This window comes from Corynebacterium jeikeium (genome assembly GCF_028609885.1).
Lineage (GTDB): Bacteria > Actinomycetota > Actinomycetes > Mycobacteriales > Mycobacteriaceae > Corynebacterium > Corynebacterium jeikeium.
Map to the genome: position 1 here is coordinate 238,757 of NZ_CP063195.1, position 20,310 is coordinate 259,066.

The 20,310-nt window shown below is 61.9% G+C and carries 18 protein-coding genes; 10 read left to right on the forward strand and 8 right to left on the reverse strand.

From position 1 onward, the window contains the following. Positions 1 to 144: 144 nt before the first annotated feature. Positions 145 to 1,062 (forward strand): carbon-nitrogen hydrolase family protein, encoded by a 918-nt coding sequence (locus CJEIK_RS01000; RefSeq protein WP_011272917.1) that lies wholly within the window; start codon positions 145 to 147, stop codon positions 1,060 to 1,062. 14 nt (positions 1,063 to 1,076) lie between these two features. Here CJEIK_RS01000 and CJEIK_RS01005 read toward each other — a convergent pair whose 3' ends face one another. The 3 genes from CJEIK_RS01005 to CJEIK_RS01015 all read right to left on the reverse strand — a co-directional run bounded on the left by CJEIK_RS01005 (position 1,077) and on the right by CJEIK_RS01015 (position 4,698). Beyond that, positions 1,077 to 2,252: an FAD-binding oxidoreductase gene (locus CJEIK_RS01005; protein ID WP_011272918.1), complete on the reverse strand. Its 1,176-nt coding sequence runs from the start codon at positions 2,250 to 2,252 to the stop codon at positions 1,077 to 1,079. 117 nt (positions 2,253 to 2,369) lie between these two features. Then, entirely contained in the window at positions 2,370 to 3,473 is a 1,104-nt protein-coding gene (locus tag CJEIK_RS01010; RefSeq protein WP_005297086.1) for a CaiB/BaiF CoA transferase family protein, read from the reverse strand. 58 nt (positions 3,474 to 3,531) lie between these two features. Next, on the reverse strand, positions 3,532 to 4,698 hold the full coding sequence (locus CJEIK_RS01015) for an acyl-CoA dehydrogenase family protein (protein WP_005297084.1): 1,167 nt from the start codon (positions 4,696 to 4,698) through the stop codon (positions 3,532 to 3,534). A 404-nt stretch (positions 4,699 to 5,102) separates the two neighbouring features. Between CJEIK_RS01015 and CJEIK_RS01020 the strand changes: the two genes are divergently transcribed. Both CJEIK_RS01020 and CJEIK_RS01025 read left to right on the forward strand, forming a co-directional pair. Beyond that, positions 5,103 to 5,495, forward strand: coding sequence for an NYN domain-containing protein (locus tag CJEIK_RS01020; RefSeq protein WP_005297082.1), 393 nt, complete (start codon positions 5,103 to 5,105; stop codon positions 5,493 to 5,495). 74 nt (positions 5,496 to 5,569) lie between these two features. Then, positions 5,570 to 6,343, forward strand: a complete 774-nt coding sequence (locus CJEIK_RS01025; RefSeq protein ID WP_005297080.1) for an IclR family transcriptional regulator — start codon at positions 5,570 to 5,572, stop codon at positions 6,341 to 6,343. Positions 6,344 to 6,347: 4 nt separating this feature from the next. On the opposite strand, the gene CJEIK_RS01030 is transcribed toward CJEIK_RS01025, so the two are convergent. Continuing rightward, positions 6,348 to 6,944, reverse strand: a complete 597-nt coding sequence (locus CJEIK_RS01030; RefSeq protein ID WP_077536273.1) for a hypothetical protein — start codon at positions 6,942 to 6,944, stop codon at positions 6,348 to 6,350. 171 nt (positions 6,945 to 7,115) lie between these two features. Between CJEIK_RS01030 and CJEIK_RS01035 the strand changes: the two genes are divergently transcribed. Continuing rightward, entirely contained in the window at positions 7,116 to 8,354 is a 1,239-nt protein-coding gene (locus tag CJEIK_RS01035) for an IS256-like element IS3506 family transposase (protein ID WP_011113078.1), read from the forward strand. Between the two features lie 134 nt (positions 8,355 to 8,488). Here CJEIK_RS01035 and CJEIK_RS01040 read toward each other — a convergent pair whose 3' ends face one another. Genes CJEIK_RS01040 through CJEIK_RS01050 form a run of 3 tightly spaced genes read right to left on the reverse strand, consistent with a single transcriptional unit; the run spans position 8,489 to position 11,541 of the window. After that, positions 8,489 to 9,775, reverse strand: a complete 1,287-nt coding sequence (locus tag CJEIK_RS01040) for a TRAP transporter large permease (RefSeq protein WP_005297077.1) — start codon at positions 9,773 to 9,775, stop codon at positions 8,489 to 8,491. A 3-nt stretch (positions 9,776 to 9,778) separates the two neighbouring features. Continuing rightward, positions 9,779 to 10,396 carry a TRAP transporter small permease gene (locus CJEIK_RS01045; RefSeq protein ID WP_005297074.1) on the reverse strand — a complete coding sequence of 206 codons (618 nt, stop codon included), beginning with the start codon at positions 10,394 to 10,396 and terminating at the stop codon, positions 9,779 to 9,781. Continuing rightward, on the reverse strand, positions 10,393 to 11,541 hold the full coding sequence (locus CJEIK_RS01050; RefSeq protein WP_005297072.1) for a TRAP transporter substrate-binding protein: 1,149 nt from the start codon (positions 11,539 to 11,541) through the stop codon (positions 10,393 to 10,395). The genes CJEIK_RS01045 and CJEIK_RS01050 overlap by 4 nt, the downstream gene beginning before the upstream one ends. 274 nt (positions 11,542 to 11,815) lie before the next feature. On the opposite strand from CJEIK_RS01050, the gene clpB reads away from it, so the two are divergent. Together clpB and exaC are read left to right on the forward strand one after the other, a co-directional pair. Continuing rightward, positions 11,816 to 14,452, forward strand: a complete 2,637-nt coding sequence (gene clpB / locus CJEIK_RS01055; protein WP_005297070.1) for an ATP-dependent chaperone ClpB — start codon at positions 11,816 to 11,818, stop codon at positions 14,450 to 14,452. Between the two features lie 207 nt (positions 14,453 to 14,659). Further along, entirely contained in the window at positions 14,660 to 16,180 is a 1,521-nt protein-coding gene (gene exaC, locus CJEIK_RS01060) for an acetaldehyde dehydrogenase ExaC (RefSeq protein ID WP_005297067.1), read from the forward strand. 81 nt (positions 16,181 to 16,261) lie between these two features. Here the strand turns inward: exaC and CJEIK_RS01065 are convergent, their stop codons facing one another. Then, positions 16,262 to 16,612: a DUF4333 domain-containing protein gene (locus CJEIK_RS01065; protein ID WP_005297064.1), complete on the reverse strand. Its 351-nt coding sequence runs from the start codon at positions 16,610 to 16,612 to the stop codon at positions 16,262 to 16,264. Between the two features lie 290 nt (positions 16,613 to 16,902). Here CJEIK_RS01065 and CJEIK_RS01070 point away from each other — a divergent pair, with 290 nt between their 5' ends. The 4 genes from CJEIK_RS01070 to CJEIK_RS01085 are packed head-to-tail and all read left to right on the forward strand — an operon-like array spanning position 16,903 to position 20,260. Then, positions 16,903 to 18,276, forward strand: coding sequence for a sodium/glutamate symporter (locus CJEIK_RS01070; protein WP_005297060.1), 1,374 nt, complete (start codon positions 16,903 to 16,905; stop codon positions 18,274 to 18,276). 43 nt (positions 18,277 to 18,319) lie between these two features. Next, positions 18,320 to 19,207: a sulfurtransferase gene (locus tag CJEIK_RS01075; protein WP_005297057.1), complete on the forward strand. Its 888-nt coding sequence runs from the start codon at positions 18,320 to 18,322 to the stop codon at positions 19,205 to 19,207. An 11-nt stretch (positions 19,208 to 19,218) separates the two neighbouring features. Then, positions 19,219 to 19,785: a PTS sugar transporter subunit IIA gene (locus tag CJEIK_RS01080; protein ID WP_005297055.1), complete on the forward strand. Its 567-nt coding sequence runs from the start codon at positions 19,219 to 19,221 to the stop codon at positions 19,783 to 19,785. A gap of 55 nt (positions 19,786 to 19,840) precedes the next feature. Next, positions 19,841 to 20,260 (forward strand): hypothetical protein, encoded by a 420-nt coding sequence (locus tag CJEIK_RS01085; RefSeq protein WP_273658295.1) that lies wholly within the window; start codon positions 19,841 to 19,843, stop codon positions 20,258 to 20,260. Positions 20,261 to 20,310: the final 50 nt, after the last annotated feature.

Genomic DNA, 20,310 nt, shown 5'->3' on the forward strand with positions numbered 1-20,310 from the left:
TGGGAGTGAGTGTAGGGAGGCTAGGGGCGTCAACAAAAGAAAAAGTTCTAGGGGCTGTGGATAACTCAGCTTTATCCACAGGGCCAGCGAGATGCCGTGATGAAAAGGGGGCGCGATGTCGGCAATGTCGCTAGGGTGGACTACATGCGTATCGCTGTCATCCAGATGAAAGCCGAACCGGACGTGGAAGCCAACCTGGCTCGCATCCTGAAGTACATCGCGTCCGGCGCGGCAAATGGTGCCGACCTGGTCGTTTTCCCTGAAGCGGCCATGTTCCCCTTCGATAACGGGCGGCTGGATACTGTCGCCCAGCCGCTGGATGGGCCCTTTGCCCAGGCGATTATCGATACGGCTAAGAAGCATGGCACCACCGCCGTCGTGGGCATGTTCACCCCGGCCGACACGGTCTACCGCACCCCGAGTGGGCAGCTGGTGGAGGAGCAACCCAGCGACTCCCCGGAGGCCAACCAGTTCCGTCGCGTGAACAACACCTTGCTGGTCGCCGGACCGGACTACGTGACGCACTACGACAAGATTCACACCTACGACGCCTTCGGCTACCGCGAATCCGATACCGTCAAGCCGGGTAAGCGCCGGGTGGTTATCGACGTCGGCGGCGTGGGTGTGGGCCTGGCGACCTGTTACGACATCCGCTTCCCCGGCCACTTCGTGGCGATGGCAGCGGCGGGCGCGAAGGTGATGGTTGTGCCTTCTAGCTGGGCCGATGGCCCGGGCAAGCTGGAGCAATGGCGCGAACTCACCGCAGCCCGCGCGCTGGATTCCGCCAGCTACCTGATCGCTGCGGGCATGGCGCGTCCGGGCTCGCCGGAGCGCTACGGTACTGCGGATGGGCCCACTGGCATCGGCCACTCCGTGGCCATCGGGCCGAACGGCGCCCGACTGGCAGAGACCGGTTACGCAGCCCAGGTGCTGACCATCGACATCGACCCGAACTACGTGGACAAGGTGCGCAAGACCCTGCCCGTTCTGGAAGGCCACCACACCGACCGCGAGCTCGGCGTGGGCGTTGATCTGGTCGGTGATGTGGAAGAAGCGAAGTAGCTGAAGTAGCTGAATTAGTTAGGCACGTCGAAGCGCAGCTGCTCGCGCTCCGCGCCCGCACGGAGGAAAGCCTCCACAGTGTGGCGCTTCATCTCCGGGCCACCCGTAATAAGCACCTCGGCATCGCGCCACGAACCGCGCTCGGCGGCCACATCCCCCACCAGGCCGCGGGCGGTGTAAGCCTCAAAGCCCTCCGGGGCAGGCGTATCCTCCTGCACCACCAGGTACAAATCCAGCCAGTCGAAGGCATCCTCGAAGCCCACCAGCCCCTGCCACTCGTAGAGCTCGTCCGGGTTCTGCGCGCCGAAGAACAGCTGCACCATCGGCGGGCGCTCCTCCGACTGGATCAGGTCCAGCAGGATCGCTCGCGCCGGCGCCAGACCCGTGGAACCGGCCACCATCACCACCGGCTTCTCACCGGAAATCTGCAGGTCGCCATATGGATTGGCCACCACCCACTGCTCGCCGGGCTGGGAACCCTCCACGATCGCGCGGGAAAACGGCCCGACAGCGCGGACGTGAAACTCGACCAAACCGTCTTCGTTGAAAGGAATCGCGGGGGAAAGTGCCCGCCACAGCTGCGGAGTGTGCGGCGTGCGGACCTCCACATGCTGGCCGGACCAATACGGCAGCGGCGGATCCATCTGCGCGCGGATCACTGCGATGGCGTCACAAGGATGAACCACCTCAAGCACCTGCGCGGCAGAGGTCGCAGGAACGTCGGCTTCCTCGTCCTCTAGTGCACCGTAGGCAAGCAGGCTACATCCGAGGTTGATTGTGTCGCTGAGCTTTTTTGTGACGCCCATATACTCCCCAACAGCCTCCACCAACGCGGACTCTAGCGCCTCATAATGCTTAGACCCCACGCCGAACTTTCGGAAATCCTTGCCGGTGGCGACCAGGAACTCGGCTTGGTCGGTGGCGAACTCGCCGCCAGTGGTGATGCCGCGCAGGACGAAGCGGATGGTGCGGTCCAGGTAGGCCTCGTCCAGCTCCATCGTCTGCGTGAAATCCGGGGTGGGGTTGGCGTACTCGGTGCCCGCGACGTGGGGAAAGTGTACCGCCCGGGGTTTAAGATCCATTGCGCGCAACTTCGTGCGGGTGAGCTGAACCAGGTCGTGGCGGTGTTCTTCGATGAGCGCGAGGAACTCTGCGAAGGTGTATTCGTCGGACGAAGAGTGGCGTGCCACGAACTCGAAGTCTCCTTGTTCTACAGGGGGTTCTACAGGGGCGGGCTGAGGCAACCGGGTGAGGGGCCGGTCGGTTGTTCCTCATTGTCGCACCCGAACCTGTGAATTGGAACTCCCCTATTGGAAAGCAGGATTGCCGAGCTGTTGCGGGGCAGTGTGGTACTCGATCGGGGTATCGGAGAAGTTGATCGGGTTGCGGACGCTGCGCATGCCCTCGACCTCGACGATTGGATCCAGGCCCAAGGATTCTGCGAACTCGAAGGCCTGCTTGATGTTGTTCACCGGGCCGGCGGGAACCCCGGCGGCGCGCAGCTTCTGGAACCACTCCTGGGCGCCAGCCTGTGCCAACGCACCCTCGATAATCTCGGCCAACTCGGCACGGTGAACGACACGGTCGCTGTTGGTGGCGAAGCGGGCGTCATCAATAAACTCCTCGAGCCCCAGCACCCGACAGGTCCGGTGATACAGCGAGTCGTTGCCTGCGGCGATGGCGAGGTCGCCCTCCTGGGTCTTAAAGACCTGGTAGGGGGAGATGGAGGGGTGGGTGTTGCCCATTGCCTTGCCGATAACGCCCGCGCCGACGAACGCGCTGGCCTGGTTGGCCAGGGAAGACAGCAGGGTGTGCAGCAGGTTGATCTCGATGTGCTGCCCCTTGCCGGAGGAGGTACGGGAGTGCAGGGCGGCGAGGATGCCCATGCCCATGTGCAGGCCGGTGAGGACATCCACCAGCGCCACGCCGACTTTGACGGGGTGGCCCTCCTCGCCGTTGATGGACATGAGGCCGCCGACGGCCTGCACCATCAGGTCGTAGCCGCCGATGTCCGCACCCTTGCCGGAACCGAAGCCGGAGAGGGAGGCGTAGATTAGGCCCTCGTTGTGCTGGCGGAGCGTTTCGTAGTCCAGCCCCATGCGCTGCATCGTTCCGGGGCGAAAGTTCTCCACCAGGATGTCGGCCTCCGCGGCGATGCGGCGGGCCTGCTCGCGGCCCTCGTCGGTGGAGAGGTCGATCTCCACGGACTTCTTGTTGCGGTTCACGCCGGCGAAGTAGGTGGACATGCCCTGCGCGTTGACGGGCGGTGCCCACGAGCGAGTGTCGTCGCCGACGCCCGGGCGTTCGATCTTGATGACCTGCGCGCCCATGTCCGCCAGCATCATGGTTGCGTAGGGGCCGGCGAGGACGCGGGAGAAATCGGCCACGACGATGCCTTCGAGGGGGCCCATAGGTTCCTTTCTGGTTGGGGGTTGAGGGAGGAGTGGGTGAGGGCTGGGGGAGTTTGGCTTAGCGGAATGCGCCCTTGCCGGTGAGAGCCTGGCCGATGATCAGCTGGTGCATCTCGGCGGTGCCCTCGTAGGTCAGCACGGACTCCAGGTTGTTGGCGTGGCGCAGCGGCGAGTACTCCAGGGTGATGCCGGAAGCGCCCAGCAGGGTGCGGCATTCGCGGGCGATCTCCAGGGCGACGCGGGTGGAGTTCAGCTTGCCGACGGAGACCTGGTGCGGGGCGAGCTCGCCCTTGTCCTTCAGGCGGCCGAGCTGCAGCGCAAGCAGGACGGACTTGTTAAGCTCGACGGACATGTTGGCCAGCTTCGCCTGGGTGAGCTGGTAGCTGGACAGGGACTTGCCGAACACCTCGCGGGTCTCGGTGTAATCGATGGCAGTCTCCAGGCTGTCGCGGGCGGCGCCCAGAGCACCCCAGATGATGCCGTAGCGGGCCTCGTTCAGGCAGGTCAGCGGGCCGCGGAGGGTGTCGATCTTCGGCAGGCGCTGGGAATCCGGCACGCGGCAGTTGTCCAGCACGATCTCGCCGGTGATGGAGGCGCGCAGCGAGAGCTTCTTGTGGATCTCCGGAGCGGTGAAGCCCTCCATGCCCTTCTCCAGAATGAAGCCGGCGAAGCCATCCTCGGTGCGAGCCCACACGACGGCCACGTCGGCGACGGGGGAGTTGGTGATCCACATCTTGGTGCCGTTGAGGACCCATTCGTCGCCGTCGCGGGTTGCGCGCGTCTTCATGGACGCCGGGTCGGAGCCGGCATCGGGCTCCGTCAGGCCGAAGCAACCCAGGTACTCACCGGCGGCCATCTTCGGCAGGTACTTTTCCTTCTGCTCCTCGGAGCCCCAGTGGTGGATGGCGAACATGGCCAGGGAGCCCTGGACGGAAACGAAGGAGCGCAGGCCGGAATCCACGGCCTCGATCTCCATGCAAGCCAGGCCGTAGGCGACGGCAGAGGCGCCGGGGCACTCGTAGCCTTCCAGGTGCATGCCCAGTGCGCCGAGCTGTCCGAACTGCGGGCCGAGCTCCTTGGCGGGCAGGGTGCCGTTGTCGAACCACTCTTGCACGTTGGGCTTGAGGGATTTGTTGGCGAAGTCCGCCATGGCTTCTTGCAGCATGCGCTCTTCATCGGAGAGCAGGCTGTTGAAGGAGGTGAGGTCAAGCGGGGAGGAAGTCATGCCAGTTGGTTCCTTACGTATATAGGTAGCTGTATACTGATTTGCGTAGTCTTGAGTGTAGGGGAAGTTGTTTCGTTCCGAAAGGCTTTTGCGAAAATTCTTTCATGCCCCGCATGGGAAGGCGCGCGCGTTAGGGGTTGCGTATGTCGTGGGGCTGACTAAAATCAGAGCCATCAGCCTTAGCCGTTGACCCTCCATTGATCAGGAGAGCGCCGATGACTAAGGCTTTCATGCTCCTGGGGGATTAGTGAAGGGGAGGAAATGGGGGCTCAGCGGCCAGTGGTGACTGCAATCTCGGTAAGAGCGAAGAGTTCTGGTGGAACTCTGAGTTTCTCAGAGAAATTGTCAAGAAACGCAAAGTTGCTCTCCGGCGAGGTGAAGAATTAGAGACGCAAAACGGCTACATGTTGAAGTCCGCGCCTTTGAAGAAGTTATGCCGTGGCACGATCAGCGTCGATGATCTACGGCTTGAGGATTTCTATCTGGATATCATCCAAAAAGGCGTGGATATGAGGATCGGTCTCGATATAGCCACCATGGCAGAACGGGGCATTGTCACACAGATAATAATGATTTCAGGAGACAGTGATTTTGTGCCTGCGGCGAAGCATGCCCGACGTGCTGGCATTGATTTTATTATCGATCCACTATGGGCACGTATTTCGGATAGCTTAAATGAACACGTCGACGGAGTCCGAGAATGTGTAAGACGTCCGCCTTTAAATGAAGAGGATCCACTACACACCGAGTGTCGTGAGAAGCGGCAACCACAGGATTCCGAAGACTTGGAGTTGTGACGTTTAGCTGTGAAACTGAGTTTCTCAGCTATCGTCCTGAGCAGCCCTGCCGCCCAAGCCGAAAGGAACCCCCAATGCCCGACGCGCCCCACCCAGAGTCCGCGCCGCGGTTCCCCTTTCCCGTCGACCAGCAGCCCGGTAGATCCCACCACCGCACCGTCGACCGGATCGCGAACATCCTGGAGTTCGTGGCCCGCAACCCGCAACCGCGCGGACTCACGGACATTTCCAAGGCCATCGGCGCCCCGGTAAGTTCCACCCAATCCCTGGTGAATGGCCTGGTCGCGGCCGGATACCTGGAGGAACGGGATAAAGCCTTCCGCCTGGGGCTGGCCCCGTACCTGCTGAGCACCCTCGCCGGTAGCCGCCCCGTGGATCAGGTCACCCACGAGATGCTGGAAGACGTGGTGGAAGAGACAGGCTATATCGCCGTGTTGGCGTCATTGGTAGGCGACAATGTCTACTACCTCGACTACGCGCTGTCGGACCCCGAGTTCGAGTACCTGGCGCAGAACCGTCTGCAGCGCCCGCCGCTCGAGACGTCGGCGGGATGGGCGATCCTCTCCGGTCTGGGGCACGAGCAAGTGTGGGGGATTCTGGCGGCGTCTGAGAGCTCGCAGGAGACCATCAATAAGTTCCAGCGTTGGTACCCAGACATGCGCGCGACCGGCGAATGCGTGGCCCCCGGCGTGGCTTTGAACGGCGCGGATGGTGTGGCCGTGCGCGTCGAGAGCCAGGGAGTGGCGGTGGCCTCGGTGTCCGTCATTGCCTCGACCGAGCAGATCGCGCGCGACGCGGATCGGATTATTGAGGTCTTAAGACGCCACAGCGCCCGCTGGAACCGTTAGCGGCTTAAGCTGAGTTCGTCGTTGAAGAAGTGGCGGTGATTCGCCAGTCCTCTCCCTGGGGGAGGGCGTGCAAGATGGTTTCAAAGGCGCTGGAGATTAGTGCGGGGCGAAAGCTTTCCGCGTAGTACGCCTCCTTGGAAACCTCTTTTCCACCGGAGAATGCGGTGATCTTCCCTCGTTGCTTCATGTGGTGACGAGAGGTGGTCTGTTCGAGCAATTTGACGGAGCTGGCCCAAGGTTCGTCCTGTTCATATGCGTTGACGCTTCGCTCGCAAGCGGAGATAGCTTCGATATCGGAAACTGAAGGTATGCCGAAGTCGGAAATCGCGCTCATACTGATGGAGTGGAGAGCTGAGAGCGCGGAACTTGGCAATGCGGAGTCCCACACGGCAAATAACGGGCGAAGAGGGAAGCGATCCTCTTTCGATCGCACGGTTAAGTGTGCGCGAATAGTCTGCAGATCTTCAATAGTGTCGTGGGTAGCATCATTAATTTCCCAAAGGCTAAGAGGGATTACCTTTCCGTCGGAATCGCCGGTGTAGGAAAAACTCAGGGATAATTCGGCCCAGCGAAACCGGTCGAAAAAGAGGTCGGGATCCACCTTCTCTTCGGTGAAGGTGGATGCTTGCAGGACAACGTAGCGATCCTTGTACGGTTGCGTCCCTTAGTGTGGTGTAACGCTTGCTGATGGTGGATCCCGGAAAGTAGTGGGCGGCCACCGCCAGTTAGCCTTTCAACTCAACTACCACATCTCACCGAAAGGCCTATGACGATGACCGCTGCACCGTATTCTATCGACCCGACAACCTATCTGGATGATTTGCTGGCCCAAGCGTCTCCGGATTTGATGCGCCAGATGCTGCAAGGGTTTATCAACCAGATCCTCTCCGCCCAGGCTGACACCGTCTGCGGCGCCGAATACGGGGTTGTATCCACCGAGCGGGTCAACCACCGCAACGGGTATCGCCACCGCGACCTTGACACCCGTGTCGGCACGATCGACGTGGCGGTGCCGAAACTGCGCCACGGCGCGTTCTTCCCAGACTGGCTGTTAGAGCGCCGCTCACGAGCAGAACGAGCCTTATCGACTGTGATCGCCACGTGCTACCTTAAGGGGGTTTCCACCCGCAGGATGAATGATCTGGTGGCTACACTTGGGATTTCCAGCATGTCGAAATCGCAAGTCTCACGCATGTCAGAAGAACTCGACGACATGGTCGCAGACTTCAAAAACCGCCCACTAGACCCCGGCGGGTACGCCTTTTTATCGTGCGATGCGCTCACGATCAAAGTCCGTGAAGGCGGCCGGGTGGTCAAATGCTCAGTGCTGCTTGCCACCGGAGTCAACGCCGACGGGTATCGCGAAATGCTCGGCATGCACGTCGCCACCGCGGAATCCAACGCGTCGTGGAAAGGCTTCTTCCAGGACTTAAAAGCCCGCGGACTTACTGGGGTATTCCTTATCACCAGTGATGCCCACGAAGGCATCCAGCACGCCATTTCCGAAGTGCTGCCCAATGCGTCGTGGCAGCGGTGCCGCACCCATTTCGCGAAGAACCTCTACGAAAAGGTCCCGAAAACACAATGGCCGATGGTCTCTGCGATGTTCCAGACAATCTTCCAGCAACCTGACGCCACATCCACTTGGGCTCAAGCCCGCGAAGTTGTCGACCTACTGGAGCCGAAATTCCCTCACGTCGCGGCGTATTTGGAGGAATCACTCGATGAAGTACTGGCGTTTACCGCAGTGCCGAAACCAGTCTGGACGAAGGTGTGGTCAAACAACCCCACAGAACGGTTAAACCGAGAGATCCGCCGGCGCACCGACGTCGTCGGCATTTTCCCAAACCGTGAATCCATCATCCGGCTTGTCGGTGCGGTCCTAGCCGAGCAACACGACGATTGGATCCAACAAAAACGCTACATGTCACTGACCGCACTCGAACACACCAAGCACCTCATGCACCACCCAGGAGAACATCGTGACGACCACCACCAGCTAACCGCCTAACCAAGCCCCGAACTTCATATCGAGCCGAAAGCACAAACGGCTACACCACTACACCGGACTTGACCTCCTTGTACATGGACTAAACGCTAATGGATGCTCTGCAGCTTAAACAGGTTTGACGGGCACGCGCCAGCCTAAGCGGCCAACTCCGGCACCCACAACACCAGCTGGGGCCACAGTAGGAAGGCCAGGGCGATGACCAACATGATCACGACATAGGGGAATGCTCCCTTGAACACAATCATGGGGCTGATGCGCACGGCCTTGGAGACCACGAACACGTTCAGGCCCATGGGCGGGGTGACCATGCCGGTCTCTGCCAGTAGGACGATGAAGATGCCAAACCAGACGGGATCGTAACCCAGGGCTTCGACGATGGGCAGAGTTACCGGCACGGTCAGGGCGATGATGGCGATCTGGTCCATGAAGAACCCCAGGATCAGGTACACCGCGCCGATCAGAGCCATGATTACCAGCGGGTGCAGAGAGGACTCGCCGATGGCGCTGACCAGCTTCGGGGTGACGCGCGTTTCGGTGAGGAAGTGGCCCAGCACGTGCGCGGACATGATGATGGCGAAGATCATGCCGGTGGTCTTCACCGTCTCCAGCACAGTTTCGCCGAACTTCTTGGTATCCCAGCGGCCCTTCGCGATCACCAGGATCAGCGCGGCCAGCACGCCCAGGGCGGCAGCCTCTGTGGGCGTGGCGATGCCGGTGAAGATGGACCCGACTACCGCCAGGAAGATCAGCAGCAGTGGGGAAGCCTTCAGCAGCTGCAGCCCCTTCTCTGAGAGGGGAACCGGCTCGCCCTGCGGGGCGCGGGAGCGGTCCTTCAGGAAGCCGATGTACATCACCATCACCAGGCCCAGCGCCACCACCACGCCTGGAAAGAAACCAGCGATTAGAACGTCGCCCACGGGAGCCTCCGCGGTGATCGCGTAGAAGACCAGGATGATCGACGGCGGGATCATTGCCGCCAGCGTGCCGACAACTGCAACCAGGCCGGTGGCGGTGCCTTTGTGGTAGCCCTCCTCGATCATGCGGGTGGAGGACGTCTGCGCCAGCGTGGCCGCGGCGGCGGTGGACGAACCCGAGACGGCCGCGAACGCGGTGCCCGCGCCGACGGAGGCGATGGCGGTGCCTCCGGGGATGCGGCCGACGAGCGCCTTGGCGGCGTCAAAAACAGAATCCAAAAGACCCGACATCAGCATCAGCTGCGCCATCAGGATAAACAGCGGCACGGCGGACAAAGAGTTGGAACGCACTGCAGCGAACGGTGAGGTCTCCATGGTGGCGATGGCCAGCTCGACTCCGCCAAGAGCGATCAGGCCGACCGTGGCCGTGCCGAAGATGGCGAAGCTGACGGGGACGCGCAGGATAATCAGCGCGACCAGCAGCACAACGATAGTAAGCGCAAGCATGGTTTAAACCTCTTCCTCGCCGGGGTCGTAGTCGGTGTAGGGGCGATCCCACGGGGTGATCAATTCGCGCACAAAGTCCAGCGCGGCGACGAAGGCGCACAGGGCGGCGGCGATGGGCACGATCACGCGGTAGGTCCAGTCGGGAGTGGCCAGGTCAGCCATGCCGGGCAGGGTGGCGTGGCCCAGGGAAAACGCCATGTAGGTTTCGTTCCACCCGCCGATGAAGACGAAGATCATGGAGATCACGACGGCCAGGTGGATGAGCAGCAGGATGGCCTTCTGCACCTTGGGCGCGAACTTGCTGAACAGCGACTCCACTGCGATGTGCGTGCCCGTGCGATACGTGGTGACCAGCCCGAAAAACGCGGTGATCGGCAGGAGGTAGCGTTCGGTGACGGAAATATTCCAGCCCAGGGGAGCGCCGAAGAACTCGCGCGCTACGATCTCCGCCAACGTGACTAGCGCCAGCCCGAGGATGGCCGCGCCGGCGATCCAGGCGCACACTGCGGAGACCGCGTTCTGGATCTTGTCGAAGCCCGGGTGGTCCTCGGTGTGGTAGCCGTATGTGCTGCGTTCGGCGGTGCCGTGGTGGCCGATGCGGATGAAGTTGCTGCTGGTCATGATTGCTGCTCCTTTGCTTCCGCTCGGGCCTTCGGGTCGGTGACGCCCGCACCCGCGCGATCTGCATGGCGCTTCAGCGCGTCCTCGAAGTCGTCGACGACCCGCTGGGCGGGGTGCCCCTTGGATTCGGCGACTTCGATCCACTTGTTTAGGACGGGCTGAGATATGTTCTCCCACTCCTTGGCCGTTTCGCCGTCGGTGACGTCGTAGAAGTGCACGCCGGCATCCTTCATCTTCTGCACGGACTTTTCGCGCGCTGCGTTGAGCTCTTCGCAGACGGACTGCTGGGACTTGTCTGCAGCGTCGGTGAGCGTCTTCTTCTGCTGGTCGTTCAGCCGGTTCCAGGTATCCAGGTTGATGCCGTAGAAGAAGGTGAAGTTGCCCTGTTGAGCGCCGTAGGTGCTTGCGTGGACCACGTCCTCCAGCCCGTAGGGGGTGATGGAGATCGGGCTGGCGAGCGTGCCTTCGACGGTGCCGCGAGACATTGCCTCGTACATGTCGCCGATGGGCATGCTCACGCCGGCGGCGCCGATCTCGTTGATCACGCGGTCCAGGGCGCCGCCGGTGGAGCGGAGCACCGCACCCTGGAAGTTGTTCGGGTGCGACGGATCCTGGCCGGCCGTCATGGCCTCGTAGCCGGGGATGGAGCCGGTCCAGAGCGGCATGAACTTCATGGGCTCGAGCTCTTCTTCATAGAGGACGCCCCCTGGCTTCACCAGGTCACGCAGTGCATAGGCGGTCACGCATGCATCGGAGCTGAACCCCGGAAGGTCGCCCACGCTGCTGAGCGGGAAGCTGGAGCTGACGTAGGAGGGGGAGATGACCGCCATGTCGACTACGCCGCTGCGCACGACGGAGGGGATGTCGGCCTGCTTGCCCATCTGCCCGGAGGCGTAGTACTCGATATCCACGGAGGGGTCTTCTTCGAGCCGGTCGAGGAATGGTTTGGTGCCGCCCTTGCCGACGGGGTGGGTAAGCGAGTAGCTATCCGCCATCTTTAGTTCTGCGATACTGCCAGGGGCGTAAGGTTCCGCGGAGGAGCTGGAGCAGGCGGTGAGCGCGCCGGGCAGAGCGGCCGTCACGGCGACTGCCGCGATGGCGGAGGCGACCCGGCAGGTGGGGCGGTTTTTGTGGAGTCGGAGCATGGTCCCTTCACCCTCTCGATACGGATACTTGTTACGGATATAGGTAAACTATTCCCGATTTGGATAAGCTTCATCTAACCCTCTATGTCGACGAAAGGCGATAGTTTTCGTCGGGAAAAGTAGATCGGGGGTGGTCTTGTGGGGTAAATCACACTGATATACGTAAATTGAGCGGAATAGACTCAAGGCTGTGGTGGTTGAGTCAGGTGTACTCAAGTAAAGTCGGGAGCGTGCAATCGCGACCGGCATGAAGCCGTAGGAGGTAGATGTAGAAATGACGAGCTTCAACCCCACCACAATGACCCAGTCTGCAATGCAGGCTGCACTCCAGGATGCCTCCGCCAAGGGCAACCCGGACATTCGACCGGCGCACCTGCTCGTTGCGCTGCTGGAGCAGGAAGATTCCATCGCCCTGCCAGTGCTGCAGGCCGCAGGCGTGGAGCCGCAGACAATCTCGGTGAAGGCTAAGAACCTGGTCGCCGGATACCCGCAGGCCACCGGTAGCGAGATGGCAAACCCGCAGTTCAACCGCGATGCGCTGAACGCGCTGACCGCTGCCCAGGAGCTGGCGGAGCAGCTGGGCGATACTTATGTTTCCACCGAGGTCCTGCTGGCCGGTATTGCCAAGGGTAACTCCGACGCAGCCAAGGTGATGCACGACGCAGGGGCCACCTTCGAAGCTATCCGCGGTGCTTTCGAATCTGTTCGCGGCAACCGAAAGGTCACCACCGAGGAGCCGGAAGGGCAGTTCCAGGCACTGGAGAAGTACTCCACCGACCTGACTGCACGCGCCCGCGAAGGCAAAATCGACCCCGTGATCGGACGTGACCAGGAGATCCGGCGAGTCGTCCAGGTGCTCTCCCGTCGCACGAAGAACAACCCTGTGCTCATTGGCGAGCCTGGCGTCGGTAAAACCGCAATCGTCGAAGGCCTGGCGCGCCGCATCGTCGCCGGCGATGTGCCCGAGTCCCTGCGCGGCAAGAAGCTAATCAGCCTGGACCTGGGCTCCATGGTCGCCGGCGCGAAATACCGCGGCGAGTTCGAGGAACGACTGAAGGCTGTGCTGGACGAGATTAAGGAAGCCGAGGGCGAGGTCATCACCTTCATCGACGAGCTGCACACCATCGTCGGTGCCGGTGCGGGCGGCGATTCCGCCATGGACGCCGGCAACATGATCAAGCCGCTGCTGGCCCGTGGTGAGCTGCGGCTGGTTGGCGCAACCACCCTGGACGAGTACCGCAAGTACATCGAAAAGGATGCCGCACTGGAGCGCCGCTTCCAGCAGGTATACGTCGGTGAGCCATCGGCGGAGGACACCATCGGTATTCTCCGTGGCCTGAAGGAGCGCTACGAGGTGCACCACGGTGTGCGCATCCAAGACTCCGCGCTGGTGGCGGCTGCGACTCTGTCGGACCGCTACATCACCAGCCGCTTCCTGCCGGATAAGGCCATCGACCTGGTGGACGAGGCTGCTTCTAGGCTGCGCATGGAGATCGATTCGCGCCCCGAGGAGATCGACAATGTGGAGCGTGTGGTTCGCCGTCTCGAGATTGAGGAGATGGCGCTGGAGAAGGAGACCGACGCTGCCTCGAAGGACCGTCTCGAGCGCCTGCGTAGCGAGCTGGCTGACGAGAAGGAAAAACTGGCCGGCCTGACTGCCCGCTGGGAAAACGAAAAGGGCAGCATCGACAGCCTGCGCGAGCTGAAGGAAGAGCTGGATAACCTGCGCCGCGAATCTGAGATCGCCGAGCGCGAGGGCAACTTCGCCAAGGTTGCCGAGCTGCGCTACGGCCACATCCCGGACGTGGAGAAGAAGCTGGCCGAGGCCGAAGAGACCGTGGCCGAGCAGCAGGAAGGCATGATGCTGACCGAGGAGGTCACGCCGGATACTATCGCCGACGTGGTTTCCGCCTGGACTGGCGTGCCCGCGGGCAAGATGCTGCAGGGCGAGACTGAGAAGCTGCTGAACATGGAGCTCGTGCTGGGTGGTCGCGTGGTTGGCCAGCATCGTGCGGTCGATGCAGTCTCTGACGCGGTGCGCCGTGCGCGCGCCGGCGTGGCGGACCCGAACCGCCCGACTGGTTCCTTCCTGTTCCTAGGCCCGACGGGCGTGGGTAAGACGGAGCTGGCGAAGGCTCTGGCCGACTTCCTGTTCGACGACGAGACCGCCATGGTGCGCATCGACATGTCGGAGTATGGCGAGAAGCACTCCGTCGCCCGCCTGGTCGGTGCCCCTCCGGGATACGTCGGTTACGACGCCGGTGGCCAGCTGACCGAGGCCGTCCGGCGCCGCCCGTACACGGTGGTGCTGTTTGACGAGGTGGAAAAGGCTCACCCGGACGTGTTCGACGTGCTGCTGCAGGTGTTGGACGAAGGTCGCCTGACCGATGGCCAGGGCCGGACCGTGGACTTCCGCAACACGATCCTGATCCTGACCTCTAACCTTGGCGCCGGTGGCACCGACGAGGAAGTTATGGAGGCGGTGAAGCGCGCCTTCAAGCCGGAGTTCATCAACCGACTGGACGACGTGCTGATCTTCGACCCGCTGTCTGCTGAGCAGCTGAAGTCCATCGTGTCTATCCAGGTGGGAGCTCTTGCTGAGCGCCTTGCGGCCCGTCGTTTGATCCTGGATGTTACTGATGACGCCCAGTCGTGGCTGGCTGAGCATGGCTACGATCCTGCCTACGGCGCCCGACCGCTACGCCGCCTGATTCAGAAGGCAATCGGCGACCAGCTGGCCAAGAAGCTGCTGGCCGGCGAGGTGCGCGATGGCGACACGGTGCGCGTGGACATTGACCGCAGCGGTGATGCTGGTGCGGATGCTGGCATGGCTGGCGCTAACAGTGCTGGCGCGGCTGATGCTCCGGGGCTGGTCATTACGTCGCTCGGCGCCGTTGGAGATGAGGGCTAATGTCTAACGCTTTTGACAGCCCAAAGCTACTCTGAGCGTCTGGTTTGTTTTGAGTGAGGTTGGGAAAGCCAGGGGATTCCGGCGCGAAAGTTGGCAAACGTTTGGCTGCAAAACTAGAGTGTGAGGCACGCCACAAGGCGACCGAGGTGGTGCGCCTAGCGTGGCCACCCTTGTGCACACCCGACCTCGACTCAAAGGAGTACTCACATGACCGTCTATGCTGATCCCGGTACCGAAGGTAGTATCGTCAATTTCAAGGAGCGCTACGGCAACTTCATCGGTGGCCGGTGGGTGCCACCTGTCGATGGCGAGTACTTGGACAACGTTTCTCCCATCAATGGCGAGGTATTTTGCCAAGTCCCACGCTCAAAAGCTGCGGACATTGAGAAAGCAATCGACGCGGCAGAGAAGGCTCAGCCCGGCTGGGGAGCGACCTCCGTACAGGACCGCGCCGCCGTCCTATTGGAGATCGCCGACCGCCTGGAAGAAAATCTAGAGATGATGGCCGTCGCTGAGACTTGGGATAACGGCAAGGCGGTGCGCGAAACCCTCGCCGCCGACCTCCCGCTCGCGGTCGACCACTTCCGCTACTACGCTGGTGCTCTCCGCGCCCAGGAAGATCGCACCTCCCAGATCAGCGAAGACCTCATCGCCTACCACTTCAACGAGCCACTTGGTGTGGTCGGGCAGATCATCCCCTGGAACTTCCCGCTGCTGATGGCTGCGTGGAAGCTTGCCCCCGCCATGGCCGCTGGCAACGCCATCGTGCTGAAGCCCGCCGAGCAAACCCCGGCCAGCATCCTGCTGTTCGCAGAACTCATCCAGGACATCGTTCCGGAAGGTGTGCTGAATATCGTCAACGGCCTGGGTACAGAGGCGGGCACCGCGCTCACTGCCTCCGACCGTATCGACAAGATCGCGTTCACTGGCTCCACGGAAGTCGGCAAGATCATTAACAAGGCGGTTGCGGAGAAGCTCATCCCCGTCACCCTGGAGCTCGGCGGCAAGTCCCCGTCGGTGTTCTTTAGCGACATCATGGACCAGGACGACAAGTTCCGGGAAAAGTGCGTTGAGGGCTTGGCCATGTTCGCGCTGAACCAGGGCGAGATCTGCACCTGCCCGTCCCGAGCTCTGGTGCAGGAGGATATCGCCGAAGATTTCCTAGCCCTGGCCATCGAGCGTGTGAAGTCCATCAACGTCGGAAACCCACTGGACACGGACGTTATGATGGGCGCACAGGCTTCCCAGGAGCAGATGGACAAGATCACCGGCTACCTGCAGTCCGGCCCCGAGGAGGGTGCGCAGGTGCTGTGCGGTGGTGGTGTAAACGAGATCTCGGGCCGCAGCGGCGGTTTCTACATCGAGCCCACCATCTTCAAGGGCACCAACGACATGCGCCTATTTCAGGAGGAAATCTTCGGCCCGGTCCTGGCCGTGACTACCTTCAAGGACTTCGATGAGGCCATGCGCATCGCCAACGACACGGAGTACGGTCTGGGAGCGGGCGTATGGTCCCGCAACGGCACCACTGCATACAAGGCTGGCCGCGCGATTCAATCGGGCCGCGTGTGGGTGAACAACTACCACAATTACCCAGCCCACGCGGCCTTCGGTGGCTACAAGAAGTCCGGTTTGGGGCGTGAGACCCACTTGATGATGCTCGCGCACTACCAGCAGACCAAGAACCTGCTGTGGTCCTATTCGGATGAGCCGTCGGGGCTGTTCTAGCTCTTTTCTTATGGACGCCACCCCGGCCCCCACCGCACTCGTTGTCAGGGCGGGAGGCCGGGGTGTGTCGTATTTGGCGAATTATTCCGCCTGGTCAGCAACCTCGACGTTGTAGTGAACGTCGTTGCCATCGACCTTGTCTGCGGTGACGTCAACGCTGTACGTCTCGCCAGAGTCGTGCAGCTTGCACTCAATCTTCGCGCCCTCTTCGGCCTTCAGGCCACTGGGGCATTCGATGCGCTCGGGCTTGCGGCCAATCTCCTTCTCCAGGGAATCGGAGATGCCCTTCTCCACGTCTTCTTGGGCTACTTCTCCTCCTCCTAGCAGCGAGCAGGCGCTCAGGCCGGTGACAGCCAACGCGCCGGTCAGAAAAGCTGCGCCGAGACGCTTGGAGAAGCGGGCGGAGTCAGCGGAAGTGCGGATGTTCTTCATGTAGGGCAGTCTCTTTCTCTCGTTTGCGATGACTGTTGACGGCTAGCGCCATGCTGTTGTGCCTCATCAGGAATCCGGGGTGGAACTATCAGGCATCCGGGGAATGGAATGCCGCCCGTCGGCGAAATGTTCCCAAGCGTGCAGCACGCTGCACAGTTCGAACTTAACCGATGCTGAGTATTTTTGTCTGGGAAACGCAGGCGTCAATAAGAGAGTGCGATAAAATACCCAGAGCAACGGAGCGCACACGGCAAAAAGAGAATGAATAGAGAATAGAAGAGGGAGCCTCCATGGACTTTACGGTCTTTGACCTGCTGATGGATGTCGGCATGATTTCGGTGCTGCTGATTATCGGCACGTTTATGAGGCGCCACTTCGAATGGTTTCGCAACCTGCTGATCCCCGCGCCGATCACTGCGGGTCTGCTTGCGCTGCTCCTCGGCCCCGAAGTGTTGGGTCTGCTGCCGTTCTCCGGCGCGCTGGGCGATTACTCCACCCTGCTGATCGCTGTGGTGTTTGCCTCCATGCCCTACAGCATGAACTTTGCCTCCAACGATGCCTCGAAGGCGAAGAACATGTGGGGCTTTTCCACCTCCATGTTCCTCGGCCAGTGGGGCATCTTCATGCTGCTTGGCCTGCTGGTTTTCGCGCCGGTTTTCGATACTCCAGAGTGGTTCGGCATGATGCTGCCCGTCGGTTTCGTCGGCGGGTTCGGCACTGCCGCGGCCGTCGGTGGCGCGTTTGGGGATATGGGTGCGGACGCCGCCATGTCTCTGGGCTTCACCTCAGCGACTGTCGGTACGTTGGCCGCGATCATCGGTGGAATTATCTTCGCGAACTGGGGTATCCGCACCGGGCGCACGTCCACCCTGCCAGAGAAGCTGCCATGGGAGCTGCGTTCCGGGCAGATCGAGGACGAGGCCAAGCAGCCCTCCATCGGCCGCGCCACCACGAACCCCTCCTCGATCGAGCCCCTGGCCTTGCACGCCGGCTTCATCGCCGTCACCGTAATGTTTGCTTACATCGGCCAGCAGATCATTGGCCACTTCTTCCCGGAAGTATCGGTGCCGCTGTTCGCCCTTGCCTTCGTGGTGGGCATCGGCGGCAAGGTATTCCTGCACGTCATCAAGCGACCGAAGTACTTGGACCAGCAGACGGTGAAGTCCATCTCCGGCGCGTCGACGGACTTCATGATCGCCTTCGGTATTGCCTCCATTAAGCCGGACGCGGTGGCGAGCTACCTAGTTCCGCTGGCGATCCTGTTCGTGCTGGGTATTGCCTACTGCTGCCTGTTCTTCTTCGTTATTGCGCCGATGTTTTTCGGCGATCAGTGGCTGGAGCGCGGCATCTTCGGCTGGGGCTGGGCCACCGCCGCTGTGGCTACGGGTATTGCGCTGCTGAAGATCGTGGACCCGGATCTGAAGTCCGGCACGATGAACGAGTACGGCATTGCCTACGTGGGCTATGCGCCGATCGAAATTGGCATGAACATCCTCGCCCCGATCGCCGTGATAGCCGGCCTGACCTGGGGTATCGGAGGCATAGCGACAGTCGCCGCGGTGGGTATTATTATCTTCGCTGCAGTGCGGGGCTGGTTCCCGGAGAGAACAGGGAAACGGCCGGGCAAGGGGAAACGTTCCGGCAAGGCGGCCGCGGCGGGATAGCGTGCGCAACATCGGCGGGCGCGAGGTTCTACACTAAGCAACTATGAGCAACTCTTCTGCCCAACAGCAGCCCGCCAGCCCCTTCGTCTCCGGTGAGGAGATGCTGGAGGCTTTCCAGCGGGGCGAACGCATGACCGTGATCGACTCGCACTGGGCGCGCACCGAAAACAGCGCCTGGGAGGCATACGTGGGGCAGCACATCCCCGGTGCCATGTTCTGTAACCCCCTGATGCACCTGGCCTCTATCCCGTCCCGCCACAAAGGCCGCAACCCTCTGCCCGAGCCGGAGCGGCTGCAGAAAAGCTTTGACGATTGGGGCATTACGGATGGTCGTCCTGTTTATATTTATGACGCCGGCGCCAACCTCTATGCGGCTCGCGCATGGTTCATTTTCCGTTGGGCAGGTGTGCAGAACGTCCGCATCCTGGACGGTGGCACTAGCTCTTGGGAGTCCGCGGGCGGCGACGTTGCCGGCGGTATCGGAGCCCTGCGCGGCCGGGGTAACGTGGCGGTGCGCCCGGGCAGCATGCCGACCCTCGACCTCGAGGAAGTAGAGCAGTGGCGCGAGGAGCGCATCCTGGTGGATGCCCGCGAGCCCTCCCGCTATTCCGGCAGAAAGGAACGCTTCGACCACCAGGCGGGCCGCATCCCCGGGGCGATCAACGTCCCGGTCAAGGAGCTCTTCAACAACCACAGCGAGCGCGACAGCAGCGCCAGCGGCCATGTGAAGACCCCGGAGGAAATCCGGAAGATCCTCGCCGAGAATGGTGTGACCAGTGGCGATGACGTGTGCGTGTACTCCGGCTCTGGCCTGCACTCCTCCCTGTTTATCGCCGCGATGGAATACGCGGGCCTGCCAGGCGCGAAGAACTTTGTAGGAGGTTGGTCCCAATGGTCCGCTTCCGCCTCGCGCCCCATCGAGCGCGACTAAACTGCAGGAGTATGGATCCCAACTTTTCCCTGGATCCCCGTAGGCCTGGCCAGCAGCGCGAAGTGGCTGCGCAGAACCACTCTGCGAAGTTTCCCGTTGTGACCCCGCTGGCGGGGACAGCCGTCAGCCTCGATTCCGTCCCCGACCCGATCCTCGCCACCGGCACCATTGGCGCCGGTGTGGCGGTGATCCCCGACGCGGGCGTGGAGGTTGTGCAGATCCTCGCGCCCATCGGGGGAGTGATGAAGCGCGTGGCGCCGAACATGTTTGTTATCCAGACGCAGTCGGTGCCCGGCGGTTCTCACGCGGAGACGCTGGCCGACCAGCCGTCGATCTTCATGCAGTTGGGGGTGGATACCGGGCGTCTCAACGGCCAGGGCTTCGACGTGCACGTCCAGGAGGGAGACCTGGTGCGTCAGGGAACTCCCGTGTGCACGTGCGCTCCTCGGGAATTGGGCCGGATGGGGTTCGATCCGGTGGTGATGGTGTTGGGGTTGCAGATGGGGGCGTCAGAAATAAAGCTAGACGTGTTCTCCGGTGAGCCTGTGATGGACGGCGACAACCTGTTCTGGGTGTAAAGGGGGTGCTTGGGCAATGACACGGAGGATTTTTAGCATCCTGTCGGTGGTCGGCATGATTCTGGCGCTGTCGCGGGTGGTGGAGATCTTCACGCCGCAGCAGTTGCAGAGCATCGCCGGGGTTTATTTTGCGGTGTTGGCAGTGCTGCAGGTGTGGCCACTGGCGGCCACTCAGCGCAATAGTTATGGGCACCGGCGGCACCCCGTGAACCGCCTGTACACGCTGATGAGCAGCATCGGGCTGGTCGGGACGGCGCTGCTGGCGATGGTTTTCTATGTGACTTCGCCGTTGTGGTTGATTGTCGTCGCGGGGATGCTGATGATCATGGGGATCGTCGGCGCCGCGGTACTGGCTTTGTTCGCCGCGCCGTGGGACGACTGGTCCACCCGCCGGGGCCGCGATGTCGACGATGAGCTTTTCCTGCGCGACGACGAGCCCGTGGAGGACGTCTGGGACAAGAGCTTCCGGACTTAAGTGGCGCTGGGCGGGAACTGGGCCGGCACTGGGCCGGCACTGGCTGGGTG